At 41.9% G+C, this 21,363-nt stretch carries 22 protein-coding genes and 1 riboswitch; of the genes, 17 read left to right on the forward strand and 5 right to left on the reverse strand.

Going from position 1 to position 21,363, the window contains the following annotated elements; translation table 11 throughout:
• Positions 1-8 precede the first annotated feature (8 nt).
• Genes comGC through CVD28_RS23295 form a run of 7 tightly spaced genes read left to right on the forward strand, consistent with a single transcriptional unit; the run spans position 9 to position 2,620 of the window.
• Positions 9-311: a competence type IV pilus major pilin ComGC gene (gene comGC / locus CVD28_RS23265; protein ID WP_101597086.1), complete on the forward strand. Its 303-nt coding sequence runs from the start codon at positions 9-11 to the stop codon at positions 309-311.
• Positions 295-762, forward strand: a complete 468-nt coding sequence (gene comGD / locus CVD28_RS23270) for a competence type IV pilus minor pilin ComGD (protein ID WP_101597087.1) — start codon at positions 295-297, stop codon at positions 760-762. The genes comGC and comGD overlap by 17 nt, the downstream gene beginning before the upstream one ends.
• Positions 749-1,081 carry a hypothetical protein gene (locus CVD28_RS23275; RefSeq protein ID WP_101597088.1) on the forward strand — a complete coding sequence of 111 codons (333 nt, stop codon included), beginning with the start codon at positions 749-751 and terminating at the stop codon, positions 1,079-1,081. The genes comGD and CVD28_RS23275 overlap by 14 nt, the downstream gene beginning before the upstream one ends.
• On the forward strand, positions 1,029-1,502 hold the full coding sequence (gene comGF, locus CVD28_RS23280) for a competence type IV pilus minor pilin ComGF (protein WP_142384822.1): 474 nt from the start codon (positions 1,029-1,031) through the stop codon (positions 1,500-1,502). Before CVD28_RS23275 ends, comGF begins: the two co-directional genes overlap by 53 nt.
• Positions 1,499-1,879 (forward strand): competence type IV pilus minor pilin ComGG, encoded by a 381-nt coding sequence (comGG, locus tag CVD28_RS23285; RefSeq protein ID WP_180954287.1) that lies wholly within the window; start codon positions 1,499-1,501, stop codon positions 1,877-1,879. Before comGF ends, comGG begins: the two co-directional genes overlap by 4 nt.
• A gap of 22 nt (positions 1,880-1,901) precedes the next feature.
• Positions 1,902-2,402 (forward strand): shikimate kinase, encoded by a 501-nt coding sequence (locus CVD28_RS23290; protein ID WP_101597090.1) that lies wholly within the window; start codon positions 1,902-1,904, stop codon positions 2,400-2,402.
• A gap of 29 nt (positions 2,403-2,431) precedes the next feature.
• A complete protein-coding gene (locus CVD28_RS23295; RefSeq protein WP_101597091.1) occupies positions 2,432-2,620 on the forward strand; it encodes a YqzE family protein in 189 nt (62 codons plus the stop codon).
• 227 nt (positions 2,621-2,847) lie between these two features.
• On the opposite strand, the gene CVD28_RS23300 is transcribed toward CVD28_RS23295, so the two are convergent.
• On the reverse strand, positions 2,848-4,092 hold the full coding sequence (locus tag CVD28_RS23300; RefSeq protein ID WP_101597092.1) for a CynX/NimT family MFS transporter: 1,245 nt from the start codon (positions 4,090-4,092) through the stop codon (positions 2,848-2,850).
• Between the two features lie 247 nt (positions 4,093-4,339).
• Positions 4,340-5,242, reverse strand: coding sequence for a LysR substrate-binding domain-containing protein (locus CVD28_RS23305; protein ID WP_101597093.1), 903 nt, complete (start codon positions 5,240-5,242; stop codon positions 4,340-4,342).
• A 217-nt stretch (positions 5,243-5,459) separates the two neighbouring features.
• Between CVD28_RS23305 and pdhA the strand changes: the two genes are divergently transcribed.
• The 7 genes from pdhA (at position 5,460) to CVD28_RS23340 (ending at position 12,734) form a co-directional block, all read left to right on the forward strand.
• Positions 5,460-6,530, forward strand: a complete 1,071-nt coding sequence (gene pdhA / locus CVD28_RS23310; RefSeq protein ID WP_101597094.1) for a pyruvate dehydrogenase (acetyl-transferring) E1 component subunit alpha — start codon at positions 5,460-5,462, stop codon at positions 6,528-6,530.
• Positions 6,531-6,536: 6 nt separating this feature from the next.
• On the forward strand, positions 6,537-7,517 hold the full coding sequence (locus CVD28_RS23315) for an alpha-ketoacid dehydrogenase subunit beta (RefSeq protein ID WP_101597095.1): 981 nt from the start codon (positions 6,537-6,539) through the stop codon (positions 7,515-7,517).
• A gap of 32 nt (positions 7,518-7,549) precedes the next feature.
• Positions 7,550-8,821: a dihydrolipoamide acetyltransferase family protein gene (locus tag CVD28_RS23320; protein ID WP_101597096.1), complete on the forward strand. Its 1,272-nt coding sequence runs from the start codon at positions 7,550-7,552 to the stop codon at positions 8,819-8,821.
• A 20-nt stretch (positions 8,822-8,841) separates the two neighbouring features.
• A complete protein-coding gene (gene lpdA, locus CVD28_RS23325; protein WP_101597097.1) occupies positions 8,842-10,260 on the forward strand; it encodes a dihydrolipoyl dehydrogenase in 1,419 nt (472 codons plus the stop codon).
• 61 nt (positions 10,261-10,321) lie between these two features.
• Positions 10,322-10,528 carry a DUF3311 domain-containing protein gene (locus tag CVD28_RS29400; protein ID WP_101597098.1) on the forward strand — a complete coding sequence of 69 codons (207 nt, stop codon included), beginning with the start codon at positions 10,322-10,324 and terminating at the stop codon, positions 10,526-10,528.
• Positions 10,529-10,580: 52 nt separating this feature from the next.
• Positions 10,581-12,083: a monocarboxylate uptake permease MctP gene (gene mctP / locus CVD28_RS23335; RefSeq protein ID WP_101597099.1), complete on the forward strand. Its 1,503-nt coding sequence runs from the start codon at positions 10,581-10,583 to the stop codon at positions 12,081-12,083.
• 207 nt (positions 12,084-12,290) lie between these two features.
• Positions 12,291-12,734 (forward strand): ABC transporter substrate-binding protein, encoded by a 444-nt coding sequence (locus CVD28_RS23340; protein WP_101597100.1) that lies wholly within the window; start codon positions 12,291-12,293, stop codon positions 12,732-12,734.
• 134 nt (positions 12,735-12,868) lie between these two features.
• On the opposite strand, the gene zupT is transcribed toward CVD28_RS23340, so the two are convergent.
• The 3 genes from zupT to CVD28_RS23355 form a co-directional block, all read right to left on the reverse strand.
• The gene (zupT, locus tag CVD28_RS23345; RefSeq protein WP_101597101.1) at positions 12,869-13,678 is read right to left on the reverse strand and encodes a zinc transporter ZupT; all 810 of its coding nucleotides are present in this window, start codon (positions 13,676-13,678) and stop codon (positions 12,869-12,871) included.
• Positions 13,679-13,942: 264 nt separating this feature from the next.
• Positions 13,943-14,737, reverse strand: coding sequence for a YqhG family protein (locus tag CVD28_RS23350; RefSeq protein ID WP_101597102.1), 795 nt, complete (start codon positions 14,735-14,737; stop codon positions 13,943-13,945).
• Positions 14,715-16,403: a DEAD/DEAH box helicase gene (locus CVD28_RS23355; protein ID WP_101597103.1), complete on the reverse strand. Its 1,689-nt coding sequence runs from the start codon at positions 16,401-16,403 to the stop codon at positions 14,715-14,717. Before CVD28_RS23355 ends, CVD28_RS23350 begins: the two co-directional genes overlap by 23 nt.
• A 261-nt stretch (positions 16,404-16,664) precedes the next feature.
• Positions 16,665-16,756: riboswitch (glycine riboswitch) on the forward strand.
• Between the two features lie 445 nt (positions 16,757-17,201).
• On the opposite strand from CVD28_RS23355, the gene gcvT reads away from it, so the two are divergent.
• Genes gcvT through gcvPB form a run of 3 tightly spaced genes read left to right on the forward strand, consistent with a single transcriptional unit; the run spans position 17,202 to position 21,140 of the window.
• Complete coding sequence (gcvT, locus tag CVD28_RS23360) at positions 17,202-18,308, forward strand: glycine cleavage system aminomethyltransferase GcvT (RefSeq protein ID WP_101597104.1); 1,107 nt, start codon at positions 17,202-17,204, stop codon at positions 18,306-18,308.
• Positions 18,309-18,337: 29 nt separating this feature from the next.
• Entirely contained in the window at positions 18,338-19,684 is a 1,347-nt protein-coding gene (gene gcvPA, locus CVD28_RS23365; protein WP_101597105.1) for an aminomethyl-transferring glycine dehydrogenase subunit GcvPA, read from the forward strand.
• Positions 19,677-21,140 carry an aminomethyl-transferring glycine dehydrogenase subunit GcvPB gene (gcvPB, locus tag CVD28_RS23370; RefSeq protein WP_101597106.1) on the forward strand — a complete coding sequence of 488 codons (1,464 nt, stop codon included), beginning with the start codon at positions 19,677-19,679 and terminating at the stop codon, positions 21,138-21,140. Before gcvPA ends, gcvPB begins: the two co-directional genes overlap by 8 nt.
• Positions 21,141-21,363: the final 223 nt, after the last annotated feature.

Raw genomic sequence — 21,363 nt, forward strand, 5'->3', positions numbered from 1 at the left:
GATATATTTTGAACCAAAAGGGTTTTACTTTAATTGAAATGCTAGTCGTGCTGCTAGTAATATCGATTCTGCTAATTATCACTGTGCCGAATATAACAAAGCACCAATCAACTATTCAGGATAAGGGGTGTGCCGCGTTTATCAAGATGGTTCAAGCGCAGGTACAGGCTTATCAGATTGATAAAAATGTGTTGCCTGCCAGCGTTGACCAGTTGAAAACTGGAGGTTATCTCAAAGAAACATCCTGCCCGAACGGAGATCCTATTGCAATAAGTGCTGAAGGGGAGGTTACTCTTGCCGCAGCTCCATAGATTAATCCCATATCAGGGCAAAGGGCAAAAGGGTTTTACACTTTCAGAGATATTAATTGTTCTGTCGATTTTCATAATGTTATTCACGCTTAGCAGCAGCCTGTATCCCCATTTCATCAGGGAATATAGACTAAAGCTATTTCTTAATCAGCTCAGCACAGACCTTTTATATGCCCATCAGTACGCAATTTCACACCAAGTCCATGTTTCCGTGATCATTGATAAAAATACCCGGAGATATTTAGTCCAATCCTACTTGGATGGTACCTTACTGCAGCGTGACATACCGAAGGGCATCAATATTAAAAGGGGCACCCTTGATTTTATTGTCTATTTTACATCGACAGGCAGTGTAAGCCAGTCCGGAACATGGATAATTTATGATGAACGTTCCACATATAATATGATACTGAACTTTGGACAAGGGAGATTCCGGTTTGAGAAGGTCTGAGGGATATATTTATGTAGAAATGCTGGCAGGATTTTTCGTATGTTGTTTTATTGGTTTTTCGCTCCTCCCGATGTTCACTGCTATCAATTCTGCACGAAAAAATGCAGAATTGGATACTAAAGCTGCCCATCTGCTATATAAACAGCTGGAGGCGTATATGGAGGGAGAAACATTACCATTAACAAATGAGCTTGACAGCGGAACATTCGATATAACATGGAGCATGCCTTCTGACTATCCAGGATTTATGGAAGGATGTCTGAAATATGAATCATTTGAAGGGAAAAGCAGGACGATTTGTGATCTTGCGAAAAGATAGCGGATTCACTTTAATTGAGATGTTATTTTCCCTAGTCATTTTGTGTTTTATCGCTTCATTCGCACTGCAAATGTTTACCATGGCTCAAAAATGGCTGCCGGATGCCCGCAGCCTAAATCCCCTGGAGTGGGAAGTCTTTCTAAACCAGACAAAAAAGGAAGTACGAAGGTCAAATAGCATGAACGTGGTAAATAATACTCTTCAGCTGGGGCATGGGAGTGACATAATAACAATTGAAAAATATCAGGATAAATTGAGACGCAGGCTTAATGGAACAGGACATGACCCAATGCTCCAGAATATCGCTGCTGTTAAATTTATTGAACACACTTCTGCCGTGGAAATTTTGGTTACTGATAAGAAGGGCAAGGTTTATCAATGTACGTTAAGGCCTTATATGAGCGGGGGAGGGAGGCGGTGAATAATCAGCGAGGTTCTGTTTTTCCGCTAGTAATTATATTGGCATCAGTATTTTTGCTGATGGTTATCTCTGCTGCTGAAATTTATGTATCAGAAAAGAAGTTTCAACAGGAAACCAGGGAAAAATTAATGCTTGATCATTTAATACGGCTGGCAGCGGAGGAATTGTTAACAGAATTAGAGAATGCTGAGGGAGCAGTGATGTATGATGGGATCTATTTTTATCCGAAGGGAGATGTCTACTATCAAGTAAGTAAATTGAATGAAGAGGAGCTCCTTATAGTCTTATTTGGATCTACGATTGGCAATCGTAAAGTAGAAGTGAAGTTTCGCTACAGCCTTCCGGCACAAAAGATGATAGAATGGATAGAAAAATAGCGCATGCACGGAGGGTGGCACTATGAGGGCAATTTATATAACTGGCTTTATGGGTTCAGGGAAAACAACTGTGGGAAAGCATTTGAGTGAGATGCTGAACCTTCCGGTTTTTGATACGGATGAGCAAGTGGAAAGTAATGAAAGAATGAGTATTTCCGAGATTTTTTCACATAAAGGGGAGCTGGCATTCAGGCAGCTGGAATCGGACATGCTCCGTAAACTTCCGACTGCGGATTGTGTCATTACTACTGGCGGCGGGATCATTCTTAGGAGAGAGAACAGGGTATGGATGAGGGAAAACGGCTATTATGTGTATCTCTTTTGCGAACCGGAGGAGGTTTTGCATAGACTCGCCGATGATGAAACCCGGCCGTTAATTAGCGGTGAGAAGAAAAAAGATCTGCTGCCCCTATTCTCATCACGGAAGGCGTTATATGAAGAAGCGGAGTATCATATCGATACAACAGGGAAAAGCATTGAAGCGATAGCTGCTGAAATTCTAGGAAGTATAAAAACAGCCTGAAGAGGATATACTGCATATGGGTGGTAAAAGTGAAGACAAATGATTATGTAAAATACATGACACAGCAAGTCGTTAAACAAATGGCTGTGCCCAAAGAAGACCGAAGGCAGCATCGTCTGCAAAGGAAGCTTGAAAAACAGCCTTTTTCAAGCAAATGGTTCGGAGTCATCCCGCTTGCTATAAAAATGCTGTTCCAAAGAAAAAAGAATCGCTTATAAGAAAATCTAAAGCGCCCTGGAGCTAGACATCTGTAAAAGAGCCTGCTGATAATTGGGACTGACCTCGTAGAATGAGAGAAATAAAAACACCTTTAAGTTGAAAGACGGGTATGGAATACCTAAAAGCAACTTGGAGGTGTTTTTCTATGAGTGCAACTTATCGAGCTTCACTGTGAACCATTTCAATTCTCATGCCGTTTCATTAATAGGCAGCTCATTTATATATCTTACTTAGCCTTTTGCTTTAATGAACTAGATTTATTTATGCTTTCTTGAGAGATTACATATTGGTTTTTACCGGCATCCATTCCAACAATGAAGAGAAGAATAGTTACAGCAATCAGTATAAGTAAAGGGATAGTCCAACTGTGGGTAATATCATGGATAAAGCCGAAAAGAGTCGGAAAAATTGCCGCAATTATATACCCTACTGATTGAGCCATTCCTGATAACTCTGCTGCTTGATTTGCGTTATATGTACGAAGGGTAAAAAACATCGTAGCCAAGCCAAATGCAGCCCCAATGGCAAAACCCAAAAGTATAGCATATAACGGTGCTAACAATGTAATTCCACTAAGAAGACCAAAGCAGCCAAGGAGTAAACAGATCACAACGAAACCGACAAGACTCCGTTGGTTTGAACTGCGGCCAGCCAAAATGGGCACTATGAATGTTGCTGGCAGGCTGGCGAATTGTGCTAACGATAGAAGCCACCCTGCAGCTGTTTGGCTCATCCCTTGCTGATGAAGAATGGTAGGAAACCAGGCGAAAATGGAATAAGTGATCGATGATTGCAACCCCATGAAAAAAGCTACTTTCCAGGCTAGGCCCGAGTGCCATAAAGTATTCTCTTGTTTTGGAGAATTCGATGGCCGATGATGAACACGCAGCTGAGGGATCCAGAATAAAATGGACAGAATAGATAAGAAAACCCAGAACACAAGGGCATTACGCCATCCATAACCGAACCCTTGGGTAAGAGTAATACTTATACCTGAGGCAATCGCTGCCCATAGATTCAAAGAAACGGAGTATGTACCTGTCATGAGACCTACTTTGTTTGGAAATTCGCGTTTGATCAAGCCTGGTAAAAGCACATTACAAACTGCAATAGCTATGCCTAGCAAGGCTGTACCGATAAACAGGGTATTGATAAACGGCACAGAACGCAAAAGAATCCCTGTTGCTAACAAAAGCAAAGCTCCAAACAATGTGTACTCTATACCAAAACGCCGTGCAATTTTTGGGGCAAGAATGGAAAAAAAGGCAAACGCTAGCAATGGTAATGTAGTTAATAAACCCGCTGACGTATTGGAAATTCCTGTATCTTGCCGAATCGTTTCAATAATAGGCCCTACACTTGTAATAGGTGCCCTAAGATTAGCGCCCGCAAAAATGATTCCCAGGATGAGTACCCAAATTCCAAACTTGGTAGAATCATTTGTATGTGATATATCTTCCTTTGAAAGCATGTTAATCCTCCTTTAGCATTCGAATGTTCGGTAAATTGGAAAAAACTCCTTGATGGCAGTGGTTTTTTTGTAATTCTTATATCATTCTATAAAAATACCCTTCAGACCTTGTTCTGAAGGGATTTTTTTCTTGTAACCCAGATTCAATATGTATATTTGAACTTATATGTATTCAATGAATGGAATATTCCTGGCAGATGTGTTTCCAAGGCTGGGTATCAATTGCTGTTTTTGCAAAAAGACACTCCTACTTCTTTATGTCCTGGAAAACTTCTATTTCTTTACAAAAATTAAGGAAGGAATACACCAATGGGGAGGTTTCATTTTTTCTCCAAGCCACAATGGTTTCTGCACTAGGTGTAGAGTTATCAAACATTCGGTATACGACACCTTTATTGTATAAAAATTGAGTGGAATAAGGAACTAATGCAATCCCAATTTCAGATGCAGCAAGTGCAATTGCTGTTTGCATTTCAGGAGCTTCATAAACGATGTTAGGACTAAATCCGGCATCGTAACATAGCTTCATAATTGCATCATAAAATTTAGGTCCCACAATGTTTCGTGGATATAGAATAATAGGCTTGTCTTTTAAAGAAGAGAGAGGTAATGGGTCACCCAGTTCCAGTAGAGGGTGGCCTTCCGGGAGTGCGGCGACCCAAGGTTCACGCCGGATCGTTTCAAAATTAAGTATATCATTGGTAGTTGGGGGACGCATGATTCCAATATCAATCTTTCCCTTACTTAATTGTTCAATTTGGACTGGTGTATGCATTTGTAAAAGGGTAATGTCGACTTTTGGAAATCGTTTACGATATCCTTTCATTAATGGAATAATGTCATAATTTGCTGAACCTACGAAAGCCATTACGAGGCTTCCAGTTTCGCCACGGTGAGCCCACCGCGCGATGTTTTGGGCATGATCTAGCTGGGATAGTAATTTTCTGGATTCTTCCAGGAACAATGTTCCAGCTATTGTTAACTCCACATTGCGGTTGTTGCGTTTAAACAGAGGAACACCCAGTTCTTTTTCTAGGTTCTTTATCTGGATACTTAAAGGCGGTTGTGCCATATGCAGCCGCTTAGCAGCTCTGCCAAAATGCAATTCCTCTGCAACAGCAATAAAATATCTCAGATACCTTAACTCCATTTAGAATCCCCTTCTCTTTTTTTTTATAATATCTCACAAGTATTATTTTATAGTCAAATAGATATTTGAAACACAATTAAAATATTAATAAAATTGTGGAAGATACACTTTTTCACCTAAATAAATGCTCATAAACCATTTATTTGGAAGGTTATTCCAATTTGTAAGCGCTTTAATAAGTGGGCATGCGAAAAAATACATAATAGGAGGGAAAAAAATGGATTATGCTCCTCGTTTTGATATGGTTCGTGTCATAAATGACGACGGAAGTATTGTAAAAGGGCAATCGGTAGATTTAGATGATGAAGAATTATTGGATCTTTACAGAAAAATGCTATTTTCAAGAATTCTAGATGAAAAAGTCTTTCGATTACAGCGCCAGGGGAGAATTGGGACGTATCCGCCATTTAGGGGCCAGGAGGCTGCACAAGTGGGTAGTGCAACCGTCCTTGAACAATCCGATTGGATGTTTCCTTATGGAAGAGATCTATGTGCCACTTTGATGTTTGGAAAGGAAATTGTCACTGCACTTTTATATTTTGCCGGTCATTATAACGGAGGAACCGTAAAAGAAGGAGTCAATATATTTCCTTATGGTATCATGATTCCTCCTCAAATCCCTCAGGCTGTCGGTGCCGCTTGGGCATTCAGGCTTCGAAATGAGAAAAATATTGCTTTAACTTACTTTGGGGATGGAGCAACGTCAAAGGGTGACTTTCATGAGGGATTAAATATCGCCTCGGTTTTTAAAGCACCTGTAGTCTTTTTTTGCCAAAATAATCAATGGTCTATCAGTGTCCCTTTTTCAAAACAAACGGCTACACCTACAATTGCACAAAAATCAATAGCTTATGGCATGCCGGGGGTTCTGGTCGATGGCAATGATATTCTTGCTGTCCGCAAAGTTACGCAAGAAGCAATTGAACATGCAAGGAGCGGAAAAGGGCCAACATTAATTGAAGCATTGACTTACCGTGTACAGCCCCATACCACAGCAGATGATCCTACGCGTTACCAGGATTTAACGATAGTGGAGGAATGGAAAACACGCGATCCTTTGGAAAGATACCAGAAGTTTTTAGAAACAAGAGGTATTTGGGAGAAGTTTGAATTAGAGAGGGAACTGGAAGAGATCAATGAAGAGATTTCAAAAGCAGTCGAAGAGTTTGAAAAAACCCCAAAAACAAAACTTGAGGACATATTTGAAAGGGTCTACACAGAGATGACAGAGGATCTTCGCAAACAGAAAGATGAAGTAATAAACTTTAGTAATACAGCGGGGAGGTAGGGTTTTATGGCACGAAAATCAATGATTCAAGCAATCAATGAAGCCATTTCTCTTGCGATGGAAAACGATCCCACCGTTTTGGCCATGGGGCAGGATGTAGGCAGGAATGGCGGTGTGTTCAGGGCAACGGACAATCTGCAAAAAAAATTCGGTGAAAACAGGGTCATTGACACGCCTTTAGCAGAGTCTGGGATTGTCGGTGCTTCAATTGGGCTTGCAGCGAATGGGTTCAAGCCGATTGTAGAAATTCAGTTTATGGGTTTTATGTATTCAACTATGGACCAGGTTTGTTCACAATTATCCCGCAGCCGTATGCGGACAGGAGGAAGCTTTTCTACTCCAATAGTTATAAGAGGACCATTTGGAGGTGGAGTCAAAGCGCTGGAATTGCATAGTGACAGTATGGAATCCTTCTTCGCCCATACACCTGGATTGAAAGTTGTCATTCCCAGCAATCCCTATGATGCAAAAGGATTGTTACTTTCCGCCATTGATGATCCAGATCCGGTTATTTTTTTAGAGCCCATGCATCTTTATCGTTCTGTACAAATGGAAGTTCCCGAAGAAGCTTATCGTGTTCCCCTTGGGAAAGCAAATATTGTAAGAGAGGGTGAAGACATTACTTTAATCAGCTGGGGAGCTCCGGTAGTGACTGCGAATAAAGTGGCTGAACATTGTGAAGAAAAATTGGGAGTATCCATCGAAGTAGTGGATCTGCGAAGTCTGGTCCCTTTTGATTATGAAACAGTAATGAATTCCGTAAGAAAAACAGGCAGAGTCATCATTACACATGAAGCGGTTAGGACGAATGGCTTTGGAGCAGAAGTCGCTACAAGAATAATGGAGGAAGCTTTCCTATACTTGCAATGCCCGATCAAGCGGGTGACTGGATATGATACTCCTTATCCTTTTACTCAAGTGGAAGAGGAGTGGTTGCCAAATAAGGACCGTTTAATAAGAGCCGTTCAAGAAGTAATGGATTATTAAACAAGGCAATTAAACGGAAGGAGGAAAAAATCATGGTGTATGAATTTAAGTTTCCTGATGTGGGAGAGGGTATTGCTGAGGGAGAAATTGTTAGGTGGCACATTAAACCGAAAGATGTTATTAAAGAGGATCAATTAATTGTAGAAGTGCAAACCGATAAAGCAGTGGTGGAGATTTCCTCACCCGTGGGAGGAAAGGTAGCAAATCTTCATTACGGCGAAGGTGAAAGTTTAGAAGTGGGTTCAGTCATGGTATCCATCGAAACAAGTAATCATGATGAAAAACCTTCAAATAGCGAAATTTCTGCCGAATTAAATCAAGCTGAAAAACCGCAGAAATTAACTGAGACTGCGGCTCCTGCTCAGACAATCCCCAAAGAGGGCGGTTATAAGGGGAAACACCTTCCATTAGCCGTACCTTCAGTGAGAAAATTAGCTCGGGAATTAAAGGCTGACCTTACGTTGATTACGGGAACGGGAAGAGGCGGCCGAATCACTGAACAAGATGTTAGAGCATTTGTGGAAAATTCTCAAAATGAAGATGAGATAAAGCCAGCAGTTGTCAGTGAACCTATTCAGCCTGCTTGGAAATCAAATGATGAAAGAGATGAAAGAGTACCTTTACGGGGAATACGGAAACAAATTGCCCAGAATATGATGAAGTCCACTTCATTAGCAGCCCTTAGTACAGTATTAGATGATGCAAATATATCAGAACTTATTTCCCTGAAGAAGAAAATGTCAGAGAAGGCAGCAGCCAGAGGGGCTAAGTTAACATATCTGCCTTTCATAATCAAAGCAGTTGTTACTGCACTGCAGGATTTTCCATATTTAAATTCCACCATTGATACGGAAGCTCAGGAAATAGTCCTTAAAAAGAGATTAAACATAGGTATTGCAGTGGATACACCAGGCGGCCTCATGGTGCCTGTAATCAAGCATGCGAATACAAAAAGCATTATTCAACTAGCTAAGGAGATCACTGCCCTCACTGAAAAAGCACGAAATAATCAACTGAAATTGGGAGATATGCAAGATGGAACATTCACCATCTCCAACATTGGTGCAACAAAATCTGTAAAGTACGGAACCCCAATTGTTAATTATCCGGAGGTAGCAATTTTAGGCATTAATAAAATCCAAAAGAAACCGGTCGTTGTGGATGATCAGATTGTCATTGGTGATGTAGTGGGTATAGGATTGGCTTTCGATCATCAAGTGATCGATGGGGTGATGGCTGCTAATTTCTTGCAAAGAGTCATTGACTATTTAGAACAGCCGGATCTTTTTCTTCTAGAAATATAAAGGGTAAGGGGTGATGGAACGTGGTAGTAGGAGATATCACTATAGGGACACAGGTAGTTGTTATTGGCGGAGGGCCTGGTGGATACGTAGCAGCGATTCGTGCTGCCCAACTAGGGAAGGAAGTGACCCTTGTTGAGAAAGAAGATTTAGGGGGAGTTTGCCTGAATCGGGGGTGTATCCCATCTAAAGCGATTATTCATGCTTCCAACAAGGTTCACAGCATTAAACAGTCAGATGTTTTTGGGCTTGAAATAAGTGACTGGTCCTTCAATATGGAGAAGTTAATCGGCTGGAAACAATCCATTGTCAGCAAGTTAACCAATGGTGTGCAAGCATTACTTGACGCAAATAATATAAAGAGAGTTAAGGGTCATGCAATGTTTATTAGCAAAAACAAGATAGAAGTGAGTTCTGAATACAGCCGGGATGTTTTTGAATTTGATAATGCTATTGTTGCAACTGGCAGCCGTCCTGCGGAAATTCCCGGACTGGAATTTGATGGGGACTTCGTAATCAGTTCCACTGAAGCGTTGAATCTTACGAGTGTTCCAAAAGAATTGATTGTTCTTGGAGGTGGATATATCGGTTTAGAGTTGGGTACTGCATTTGTCAAACTAGGTGCTCGAGTAACGATAATAGAAATGCAGGATCAACTTTTGTCAGGATACAGCCGTGATTTGGTACAACCTGTTTACAGAAAACTCAAACAATTAGGGGTAGAAGTGTTAACTGATACTGAGCTCCTGGGATATGAAAGAAAAAATAACAATATAAGCATCAAGATAAAAACGCAACAGGGAGAGCGTTTTATCGAAGCTGACAAACTTTTAGTTACGGTTGGCAGAAGGCCAAATACGCATCAGTTGGGTTTGGAACAGGCCGGTGTAGACCTGGACGAAAAAGGGTTTATTATCAACGATTCCCAATGCCGTACAAGCAATCCAGATATATTTGCCATCGGAGATGTTGCTGGAAACCCTATGCTTGCCCATAAAGCCTCAAAAGAGGGGACCATCGCTGCAGAAGTAATTTCCGGTATGCCGAGCGAAATGGATGTATATGCAATGCCTGCTGTCATTTTTACAGACCCGGAGATCGCGACGGTTGGCCTTACTGCAGAATCAGCAAAAGCTGAAGGATTTGATATCAAAACAGGTAAGTTTCCATTTGGTGTCAATGGAAGGGCTTTATCAACAAATCAGACAGAAGGTTTTGTACAAGTTGTTGCTGAACAAAATACGAGCAGAGTGTTGGGCATTCAAATAGTAGGTCCAGAGGCATCTACTTTAATAGGTGAAGCTGCACTAGCGATTGAACTTGGAGCAAATGTGAAAGATATTGTATTGACTGTTCATCCTCACCCTACATTAGAAGAGGCTCTGATGGAGGCTGCTGCAAGTGTCCTTGGTGAAGCAATCCACACCATAAACGGAAAGTGATCTTTTAAGAATATCAAGTTTTAAACCCAATTGAATCTATATTGAGAGGAGCAATTACTACATGGAAAACGGACAAAGGAAGAAAAAAGCAGGACTCTGGTACACTCTTTTGCTCATCCCTTTTATTGCCTTGTTATGGCCTCCATTCTACTCCTATGCAGAACCGTCAATCGGTGGGTTACCTTTCTTTTACTGGTACCAATTTCTATGGGTAGGCCTTACCGCAGTTTTGACATGGATCGTATACGTGGCTACAAGAGAGAATTAATTGTCCATAATGACTTATTTTAAAAAGATATTAATAGAAAAGGAGATTTCCTATGAACTGGACTGCATTTTCTGTTTTCCTATTATTCTTTGCCTTTGTAACTGTTCTCGGTTTTGTCTCAGCAAAATGGCGCCGGGGAGATATGGATTTAATTGATGAATGGGGTTTGGCAGGCAGGCGGTTTGGTACAGTTGTTACGTGGTTTCTACTAGGCGGAGATCTCTATTCGGCCTATACGATTATCGCTGTGCCTGCGGCAGTATATGCCGTTGGGGCTAGTGGGTTCTTTGCGATTCCTTATGCAATAATTATGTTCCCTTTTTTCTTCATGGTCATGCCCAGACTTTGGTCTGTAGCTAAAAAACATGGCTATATTACTGCCTCCGACTTTGTAAAAGACCGATATGGCAGTGGTTTCTTAGCATTGGTCATTGCAATTACCGGAATTTTGGCGACTATGCCCTTTCTTGCGCTTCAGCTTGTAGGTATGCAGGCAGTTCTTGATGCTATGGGTCTTACCGGAAAAATGCCATTAACAATTGCATTTCTAATTCTAGCGGTCTATACGTATAACAGCGGCCTTCGGGCACCTGCATCAATCGCAATCGTTAAAGACTTAATGCTATGGGTTACGATCATTGCTGCAGTCATTTGCATTCTTTTCGCCTTTGATGGGGGGATTGCACAAATATTTAGTGCAGCGGAAGCTAAATTATCTACTAATAATCCACCGGGTTCACTTATCTTACAACCGGAAAGATTTGTTGCTTATGCTACCCTTGCGCTAGGATCAGCGATGGCTCTATTTCTATATCCACACTCTCTAACCGCAATTTTCAGTTCTACAAGCCGGAATGCCCTCAAGAAAAATGCGGCATTATTGCCAGCATACACAATTATACTCGGAATTTTAGCATTACTTGGTTTTGTGGCGATAGCCCTAAACGTGCAAGCAAAAACGTCCAGCGAAGTTATCCCGCAGCTCTTCCTAAGATTGTTCCCTGATTGGTTCTCTGGTTTTGCATTTGCTGCAATCGCCATAGGGGCATTGGTGCCTGCAGCGATAATGTCCATTGCTGCAGCAAACTTATTCACGCGGAATATATACCGCGAATATATCAACAAGAACTGTACACCGAAGCAGGAGACGAATATGGCAAAGCTGATATCTCTTTTGGTCAAAATGGGAGCACTGTTCTTCGTTGTACTCATGAGCAAACAGGACGCTATTAATTTGCAGCTTCTGGGCGGTATTTGGATTCTGCAAATATTGCCGGCTGTGGTTATTGGGCTATACACAAACTGGTTTCACCGATGGGGCCTTCTAGTGGGCTGGTTATGTGGTATGGGCTTGGGTACATACATGGCAATATCGCAGAATTTAGGAAATCTTTACCCTTTACAAATAGGCGGACAAACGGTTTTGGGATATGCGGGCTTCTATGCGCTCATCGTTAATATCTCTGTTTCAGCTGCTGTCACAGTTGTTATCCGTGCCGTGGGTATGAAAGCCGGTGTAGACAAAACCTCTGTTGAAGACTTTGAGGTTCTATAAAGGAGTATTTATTATTCCAGGACCCTGTTGAATAAATCTTAATCTATGTAAGTGAGCTCTTTGTGTAAGATATACCTTAAGTAAATTTATTTCCATTATACTACAATAAATTTACTCTTTCGACAAAGATAAATTGAAAGTTTGATATCATTTTACTTTTCTTTTATGAGATTGATGAAGAATTCTGTTCTTCATTAATCTTTTTTTGTGGTTCAAACAGTTGGGGCTGCGGAAATTCTGAATCCTGCAAAAATTTTTAAATCCAGGTCCTACAATTGTGTCGAGGGAAGCAAAACAACTAGGCATAAAGATTCCATTAATGTTCACAAATCAAACTTCCTCAAATTAGCTGGGGATGGAGCAGAAGGAAATCTGCTAGCGGCACAAAAGATATTAGTCGCGGAATCCTTATCAGAGGATGATCCTCAGCGCAAATTCGTTCAGGAGTTTGTTGCAGAATTTAATAAGAAGTATGACTCCGACCCTGATGCTTTTGCAGGATACGCAGTAGATGGTATTAATATTCTTGCAAAAGCACTGGAAAAGACTGATGGCAGTGCTGAGAATCTTTCTAAGGCGGTTGAAGAGGTTAAATATGCAGGAGTCACTGGAGCTTTAATTTTTCAAAAGAATACCAAAATGGTATTGTAAAGGATGATAGGGTGCTCGTTAAAGTAGTGAAACGGCTGTAGGAAGCGTTCTTTGTCCCATGGGTCGGAGCTGGGCGCTGGAGCTAGACATCTGTAAATGAGCCTGCTGATCAAATGTTCAGCAGGCTTTTCATGTTAAATAAATAATAACAGGCTAAGAGCCATGACGGCCATTCCGCCGATTAGTCCGTAGATCGATGTATGGGCTTCATCGTATTTCTGGGCAGCAGGCAAAAGTTCATCCAGCGAGATAAACACCATGATTCCGGCTACAGCAGCAAAAATCATTCCGAACATCACATCATTTAAATAAGGCATTAAAATGAGATAAGCGACAAATGCCCCAATTGGCTCTGACAATCCTGACAGAAAGGAAAGCTTAAACGCTTTTTTCTTATCCCCCGTGGCAAAGTAAACCGGTACTGAAACAGCGATCCCCTCAGGGATGTTGTGAATCGCAATTGCAAATGCTATGGCAATCCCCAGTGCAGGATCCTGTAAAGCGGAAGTAAAGGTGGCAATTCCTTCGGGAAAATTGTGAATGCCGATAGCAAGGGCTGTAAAGGTCCCCATCTTTAATAATGCTGGATCCTGGGCAGCGTTTTGAGGGGTGCTCATGTCCTCTACTTTCTTTAACTCATGGGGATTCCCCTGCTTTGGAATCAATTTATCGATCATGGCAATTAAAAACATTCCGCCAAAGAAGCCTCCAACTGTCAGCCAATTACCTGCGACTATCCCCATAGCTCCAACAAGTGCATCCTTCGCTTTTACAAAGATCTCAATCATTGAAACATAGATCATTACGCCTGCTGAAAATCCAAGAGCCAGTGATAAAAATTTCGTATTTGTTGTAGAAGTGAAAAATGCCAGAATGCTACCTATCCCAGTGGCCAAACCTGCAAGCAACGTAAGACCGAAAGCCAGTAATAAATTTTCATCCATTATATCTGCTCCTTATTTATTGATTTACTATGTTATATGCTGCCGATTAATAAATGTTTCCTTTGAGCAACATTTTACACCTGTGGAAACTAAAATGGCAACACTAACAACTCGGGGGTAAGGGAAAATAGGTTATACAATTCATATTTTTAGCTTTATTTATAGAAAGGCATGGTAATAAAGGATATTCTCCAAGGCAAGCACTTTAAACTTCAAAACAAATACCCCGGTCATTCAACATGACAGGGGTGCTCGTCTCTATCCTCAAACAGGCTGTTCACTTAAATAAAACAAGCCGCCATTGATGATTGAAATTACGATTTTTGGTTCATATTGGGCCCTTAATGCTTCCTTTTCTGTATAATAGGTTTCGCTTTTTTCTTCCATTTCTTCGTAAAAGTGTTCGAGCAATACAAGATCTGTTTCCCAGCGTTTGACAGCCTCTTCAGCCCAAATATGATCATCCCCTTCAAAGGTTTTCCTAATATACGTATCCAGCCGGGAAATCGCGCTCTTTGGCATGATTAGCGGTGAAAGGGTGAAGGAAAAGTCAGGTATCTTTGGAGTCACATTTAAGGTTAAAACATAATCATGGAACCCTTCGACAATAGCCCCGGAAATCATATTAAGGCCTAGTGACATAAACACATCCCTTTTTAAGTCGCATTGGTATGATATTTTAACGTTCAAACCCAGCCAGGGATAGAGCGGGATTTGTTCCAATGTACGGCTCGCCTTGTCTTCATAAAGACGGATGTAGCTCGCAAGGCTTTTAGTGGATTCAAATACTTTATGCAGCCTTGGTGACCCAAAATGGATCATTTCTCCTTTTACTTCATCAGGAACGTCAGCAGGATTGGTGATAAGTGTCAGTTTAGCCGGGTTAGGCTCTCCGCCTGTTTTTTCAATATAATGCCAGTAAAAGGGCCGGTTCATAAGGGCTTTGTCCATCTCTGAAGTTAATTGTACCGTCAAATACCCCGGCCTGTTCTCCATGACTTCACATTGATTGGATGAAAAATAGGTAAGCAGAAAATCATGTATTTCCTGTTGCTGCACGCTGTTCACCAACCTTCATATCCTGTGCGAACTGGATTAGTGAAGACAAATTGTCCATTTTGATCTTCATTTCTCCTTCGGTTCGGGAATGGCCGACGACATCAATTAAATATTCCTCGATATTCCCTATATCCAGCTTTGTTAAAATATCGTCCAATTCGCCAACCACTTTTTCAAATAAATTGATTTTTTCATATAAGAGCTTAAGGATATGCTCCTCGACCGTATCTCTAGTGGCAAAGTTATATATCATTACATCCTTCTCCTGCCCGAGCCGGTGAACACGGCCGATCCTTTGCTCGAGCCTCATTGGGTTCCAAGGCAAATCAAAATTGATGAGATGATTACAGAATTGGAGGTTGATACCTTCACCGCCGGCTTCTGTCGCAATCAGTACCTGGATGTTGCCCTGAAACAGATCTTTCATCCAATCTTTTTTACCTCTTTTAAACCCGCCTCGAAAAGGCACGGATGTGATGCCATTTTGCTTTAAATACCACTGTAAATACGTTTGCGTGGCTCTGTATTCCGTGAAGATAATTACTTTATCATTGATCTTTTGAATAAGCTCAAGCGTTTTCTCTGCTTTCGTGTTCCTCTCTACCGCGTTGACAAGGCTGATTAAATGCTGCAGCTTATCATCAAACTCCTGTGTAGGATTTTCTGCTTTTTCATACATGTTTTTTAATGTGAAAAACACAGCATCCCGGCTGCTGCAAGCTTCCCTTTGGAGCGTCATAGAAGAAAATCCTGCACCAACCGCATCCTCCGAATAGGGCCGGTATGCAGAAACTGCATCATATAAAACCCGCTCAGAAGGAGAAAAATCAATAATTATGGTTTCCACATGCCGTTTCGTCCACTCTATGCCTGTATCTGCCCTGCGATTACGGATCATAACTGTATTGACCAGTTCCTTTAAATGTTTATCATCAATAACGTTCCGGCCTTTGCCTTTAAACTTTTCCGAAAATAGAGCAGCGTTTCCTAAATGTCCTGGCTTTAGCAGTGATACCAGATGAAAGATTTCATCGACTCTGTTTTGAATAGGTGTAGCTGTTAAAAGCAAGCAGAACTTCTTTTTCAGGCATTGGACAAATTCATAGTTTTTTGTTTTATTATTTTTTAGCTTGTGTGCTTCATCAATGATAACGAAATCATATTCCTGTTCGAATATTATGCTGCGGTGCGGCTCCCGTTTAGCTGTATCAATGGAAGACACGATTACATCATATGCTTCCCAGCCATAGCTTTTCTTCTGGGCAACCGCGGGAATGAAAAACTTTGAATTCATTTCGAATGTCCACTGAGTTACAAGGGAGGCGGGCACAAGAATTAAGACTTTTTTTACTAGTCCTCGTATCATATATTCTTTTAAAATCAAGCCTGCTTCAATGGTCTTTCCAAGGCCTACCTCATCGGCCAGGATCGCTTTGCCGTTCATATTTTCAACGACTTGTCTGGCTGCTTCCAGCTGGTGAGGCAGCGGCTTGAGCCCTGACAGGTATTTTGGTGCCTGAAGTCCTCCAAATTCAGGGATGACCAGCTGCTTTTCAACGTGGACAGCAAGTTTATAAAGTTCCCAATTGCCCCAGGGACCGTCATTTTCCACTTTACTTAAAAATCCGTCTCCCCAGGATGGGTCAGAATGGACTGATATTTTCATAAAAAGATCCTCCTTTCCATAATTTCAAACGGTATTTTTTATTAAAGGCGTGTGAAAAACAATTCAAAACACGAACATTCTGCTGTTCAGAAGCATGTTTGTAAAGTTTTTAAGTAAAAAAATGATTGCAGGGAAAACCTTGTTAATGGTAGGATGATAGTAGATTTCAAAGTTTTCTAATTTGCATAATTAATTTCTAAAAACCGTATGTTGTTACTTAGTTTGTTATAGTATGGCCAATTTATAGCCAAATATAAGCGAATGAAGGCAAGGGGAGAGACTGCGTAGAAGCAGCGCCGAAGGAGCAAGCCGTAATGGGCGAATCTCTCAGGCAAAAGAACTCTTGCTGGACGCAACTCTGGAGAGCGCCTATTTTATTAAACAGGCCACCAAAGGGGAAAGCCTTTTTCACTTGATAAGAAAGTAAAACTTTTTTATCAGGTACAGATGTCTAGCTCCAGCGCCCGGACCCGACGCACAGGACAAGGAACGCTTCGGCAGCGACTCATCGCACGAAACAAAGCGGCAGCTTTGTGAGGAGGTGCTAGTGCCGGCGTCGCCACAGGACGTGGGGATTTAAGCCGGCCTTGAGTGTTGGGCGTTTGTGCTTTTCATGAAAAAGGTAAACTTTCAGGTTTCAGGACAGAGACGTTGCCCAAATCCAAGGAGCATCTCTGTCTTTTTTTGCGTCTTTTTAGGGAAAAAGAGGGAGATGCGGACTCGGTGTTTCGTGTTGCACTTCAACAGGGAACAGTTCCATTTGAAAGCAGAAGCAAGATTTAAAGGAGGTACTTTCATTTGTCAGATTTAAAAAGAACACCATTATTTGAGGTTTATAAAGAGTATGGTGCCAAAACAATTGATTTCGGCGGCTGGGAACTTCCTGTCCAGTTTTCAGGGATTAAGGAAGAGCATGATGCTGTTAGAACAAAGGCCGGTTTATTCGATGTTTCCCATATGGGAGAGATTGAAGTAAAAGGAGCTGAAAGCATCGCCTACCTTCAACGGATGCTTACCAATGATATTCTTAAACTTGAAGCAGGCGGAGCTCAGTATACCGTTATGTGCTATGAAAATGGCGGCACGGTTGATGATCTGATTGTTTACAAAAAGGGTGAAGGAGATTATCTGCTGGTTGTAAATGCGGCAAATATCGAAAAAGACTTCAATTGGCTCCGGGCAAATATTATCGAGAACGTAGAGCTTAATAATGTGTCTGAACAGTATGCCCAGCTTGCGCTTCAAGGCCCATCTGCACAAAAGGTGCTTCAGAAATTAACAAAAAATACTGACTTAAGTAAAATTGGCTTCTTTAAATTTAAGGAAAATGTTGATTTAAATGGAGTTTCTGCCCTTGTTTCACGAACAGGCTATACGGGAGAAGACGGTTTTGAGATTTACTGCAGCAGTGAAGATGCCACTGAACTCTGGAAGAGAATCCTGGAAGCAGGCAAAGAGGATGGTGTCCAGCCGATTGGCCTGGGCGCACGAGATACATTGAGGTTTGAAGCGAATCTTGCTCTATATGGCCAAGAGCTTTCAGCTGACATAACTCCGATTGAAGCGGGCATTGGATTTGCAGTAAAAACGGATAAAATGGCCGATTTTTTTGGCAAGGCAATCCTTGCTGAGCAAAAAGAAAAAGGGGCTCCGCGAAAGCTCGTAGGCATTGAAATGATTGATCGCGGAATACCTCGTCATGGCTATCCTGTATATGCAGGTGAGGAACTGATCGGTGAGGTTACAACAGGGACTCAATCTCCTACTCTAAAGAAAAATGTCGGCTTGGTCCTTTTAAGGAAGGAATTCAGTGAAATTGGCACTGAGGTCGAGGTGGAAATACGCTCAAAACGTGTAAAAGCAAAAGTGGCTGCAACGCCTTTTTATAAAAAACCAAGAAAATAAAGGATAACAAGAGGGGAATGGGACGCCAGATGAAACATCGCTATTTACCGATGACTGAACAGGACAGCAAGGAAATGCTAACAGCAATCGGTGTTAATGCTGTAGATGAACTGTTTAATGATATTCCTGAGAGTGTACGCTTTAAGGGCGAATATAAAATAAAGCCGGCTAAATCCGAAACAGCTTTAATGAAGGAAATGACTGGTCTTGCAGCAAAAAATGCTGATCTTAAGCAATATTCATCTTTCCTGGGAGCTGGGGTGTATGACCATTATGCACCAGTTATTGTAGATCATGTAATTTCTCGTTCTGAATTTTATACAGCATACACACCATATCAGCCGGAAATTTCTCAGGGGGAGCTTCAGGCAATCTTTGAATTTCAGACAATGATTTGCGAGCTTACCGGTATGGATGTCGCTAACTCCTCTATGTATGATGGCGGTACCGCACTTGCTGAGGCAGCCATGCTCAGCTCCGGACAAACGCGCCGTAAGAAAATCCTTGTTTCCGCAGCGGTGCATCCTGAGTCCCGCGATGTATTAAAGACATATGCAAAAGGCCAATACGTCGAAGTAGCGGAGATTCCTCATAAAGACGGGGTTACCGATCTTGCTGCTTTAACGGAAATGATTTCGGATGATATTGCAGGTGTAATTGTGCAATATCCAAACTTCTTTGGCCGCATTGAGCCGCTCAAGGAAATTGAAGAAGCCGTGCATGCCCATAAGGCGATGTTTATTGTTTCAAGCAACCCGCTTGCACTTGGTGCACTGACACCTCCTGGAAAATTGGGTGCTGATATTGTTGTCGGAGATGCCCAGCCTTTTGGAATTCCAGCAGCATTTGGGGGACCGCACTGCGGATATTTTGCAGTAACGAATAAGCTTGTACGCAAGGTTCCCGGCCGATTGGTTGGACAGACGGTTGACGAAAATGGCAAGCGCGGCTTCGTTCTGACACTGCAAGCCCGTGAGCAGCATATCCGACGTGATAAGGCAACGTCCAATATTTGTTCAAATCAAGCCTTAAATGCATTGGCAGCTTCCGTTGCAATGACTGCACTTGGTAAAAAGGGCACAAAACAAATGGCAGTGCAAAATATCCAGAAGGCCCATTATGCGAAGCAAGCCCTTAAAGGAAAGGGGATTGAAGTTGTTTTTGAAGGACCTTCTTTTAACGAGTTTGTTATCAAGCTAAATAAACCCTACAGGGAAGTTAATGAAAAGCTGTTCAAAAAGAATATCATTGGCGGGTATGATCTTGGCCGTTCTTATCCAGAGCTTGCGGACCATATGCTGATTGCCGTAACAGAACTTAGAACAAAAGAAGAAATTGATGCATTAGCAACTGAATTGGGGGATGGCCATGAATAAGCAAGATCAACCGTTAATCTTTGAACAGACCACACCGGGCCGCATCGGATTCAGCCTGCCCGAGATGGATGTTGATACCCCTGCGCTGGAGGAGATTCTTCCATCTGATTATATTCGTTCAGAAGAAGCAGAACTGCCTGAGGTATCCGAACTTGATATCATGCGTCATTACACAGCCCTATCCAACCGTAACCATGGTGTTGATTCCGGCTTCTATCCGCTTGGATCATGTACGATGAAATATAATCCAAAGATCAACGAAAATGTTGCCCGTTTTAACGGATTTGCTCATATCCATCCGCTGCAGGACGAGTCAACTGTTCAGGGAGCCCTTGAACTGATGTATGATTTGCAGGAACATCTGATAGAAATCACCGGCATGGATGAAGTGACGCTTCAACCGGCTGCTGGTGCCCATGGGGAATGGACTGGATTGATGATGATTCGGGCCTTCCATGAAGCCAATGGGGATGCTGCGAGAACAAAAGTTATTGTTCCGGATTCAGCTCACGGAACCAACCCTGCATCTGCAACGGTTGCAGGCTTAGAGACAATCACAGTTAAGTCGAATGAAAACGGCTTGGTTGACCTGGAGGATTTAAAGCGGGTCGTAGGAGCAGATACAGCAGCACTTATGTTGACAAACCCGAATACACTGGGGCTATTTGAAGAAAATATCCTGGAAATGGCGAAGATCGTCCATGAAGCAGGCGGAAAGCTTTATTATGACGGTGCGAACTTAAATGCTGTTCTATCAAAAGCACGTCCGGGTGACATGGGCTTTGATGTTGTGCATTTAAATCTTCATAAAACCTTTACAGGCCCGCATGGCGGCGGCGGACCGGGTTCAGGTCCAGTCGGAGTGAAGGCTGATTTGATTCCATTCCTGCCAAAGCCGATTGTTACCAAGAAGGACGGAATATTCACCCTTGATTATGACAGGCCGCAATCAATCGGCAGAGTAAAGCCGTTTTATGGAAACTTTGGTATAAATGTCAGGGCCTATACGTATATCCGTTCAATGGGTCCGGATGGTCTAAAGGCAGTGACCGAGTATGCAGTAATGAACGCTAACTACATGATGAGAAAGCTTGCGCCGTACTATGACCTGCCATTTGACAGGCACTGCAAGCATGAATTTGTACTAAGCGGTAAGCGCCAGAAAAAACTCGGCGTCCGTACACTGGATATTGCCAAGCGACTGCTGGACTTTGGCTACCATCCGCCAACCATCTATTTCCCGTTAAACGTGGAAGAGTGTATAATGATTGAACCTACCGAGACTGAGTCGAAGGAAACGCTTGATGCATTCATTGATGCAATGATCCAGATTGCGAAAGAAGCGGAAGAGAATCCTGAAATCGTTCAGGAGGCTCCGCATACAACCGTTATCAAACGCCTTGACGAAACACTTGCGGCAAGAAAACCGGTATTGCGCTACCAAAAAGAAAATTAATCGTATGAAACAGGGCTGGCCGAAATTTGGGCCAGCCCTGTTTTTAGCTTTGGAAATTATAAGAAGGTAAAAGATGTGGACAACTAAGTAGTGTTTCATTCTCTAGCTCTATCTAATAAAATGACAAAAAAGTGGGTTAAGAATCTAATTGATTTTCAATAATAGATAAATTATGAATTAGCAACAAAATTAATAAAAAATAAAGCCTTTTTTTTGTTGATGA

The organism is Bacillus sp. M6-12 (assembly GCF_002860285.1).
GTDB lineage: Bacteria > Bacillota > Bacilli > Bacillales > DSM-1321 > Peribacillus.

Excerpts from the sequence above, each read along its gene's own strand:
- comGF (WP_142384822.1), top strand. The coding sequence starts at position 1,029 with ATGAATCATTTGAAGGGAAAAGCAGGACGATTTGTGATCTTGCGAAAA.
- CVD28_RS23290 (WP_101597090.1), top strand. The coding sequence starts at position 1,902 with ATGAGGGCAATTTATATAACTGGCTTTATGGGTTCAGGGAAAACAACT.
- CVD28_RS23300 (WP_101597092.1), bottom strand. The coding sequence starts at position 4,092 with ATGCTTTCAAAGGAAGATATATCACATACAAATGATTCTACCAAGTTT.
- CVD28_RS23305 (WP_101597093.1), bottom strand. The coding sequence starts at position 5,242 with ATGGAGTTAAGGTATCTGAGATATTTTATTGCTGTTGCAGAGGAATTG.
- pdhA (WP_101597094.1), top strand. The coding sequence starts at position 5,460 with ATGGATTATGCTCCTCGTTTTGATATGGTTCGTGTCATAAATGACGAC.
- CVD28_RS23315 (WP_101597095.1), top strand. The coding sequence starts at position 6,537 with ATGGCACGAAAATCAATGATTCAAGCAATCAATGAAGCCATTTCTCTT.
- CVD28_RS23320 (WP_101597096.1), top strand. The coding sequence starts at position 7,550 with ATGGTGTATGAATTTAAGTTTCCTGATGTGGGAGAGGGTATTGCTGAG.
- CVD28_RS29400 (WP_101597098.1), top strand. The coding sequence starts at position 10,322 with ATGGAAAACGGACAAAGGAAGAAAAAAGCAGGACTCTGGTACACTCTT.
- mctP (WP_101597099.1), top strand. The coding sequence starts at position 10,581 with ATGAACTGGACTGCATTTTCTGTTTTCCTATTATTCTTTGCCTTTGTA.
- zupT (WP_101597101.1), bottom strand. The coding sequence starts at position 13,678 with ATGGATGAAAATTTATTACTGGCTTTCGGTCTTACGTTGCTTGCAGGT.
- CVD28_RS23355 (WP_101597103.1), bottom strand. The coding sequence starts at position 16,403 with ATGAAAATATCAGTCCATTCTGACCCATCCTGGGGAGACGGATTTTTA.
- gcvPA (WP_101597105.1), top strand. The coding sequence starts at position 18,338 with ATGAAACATCGCTATTTACCGATGACTGAACAGGACAGCAAGGAAATG.
- gcvPB (WP_101597106.1), top strand. The coding sequence starts at position 19,677 with ATGAATAAGCAAGATCAACCGTTAATCTTTGAACAGACCACACCGGGC.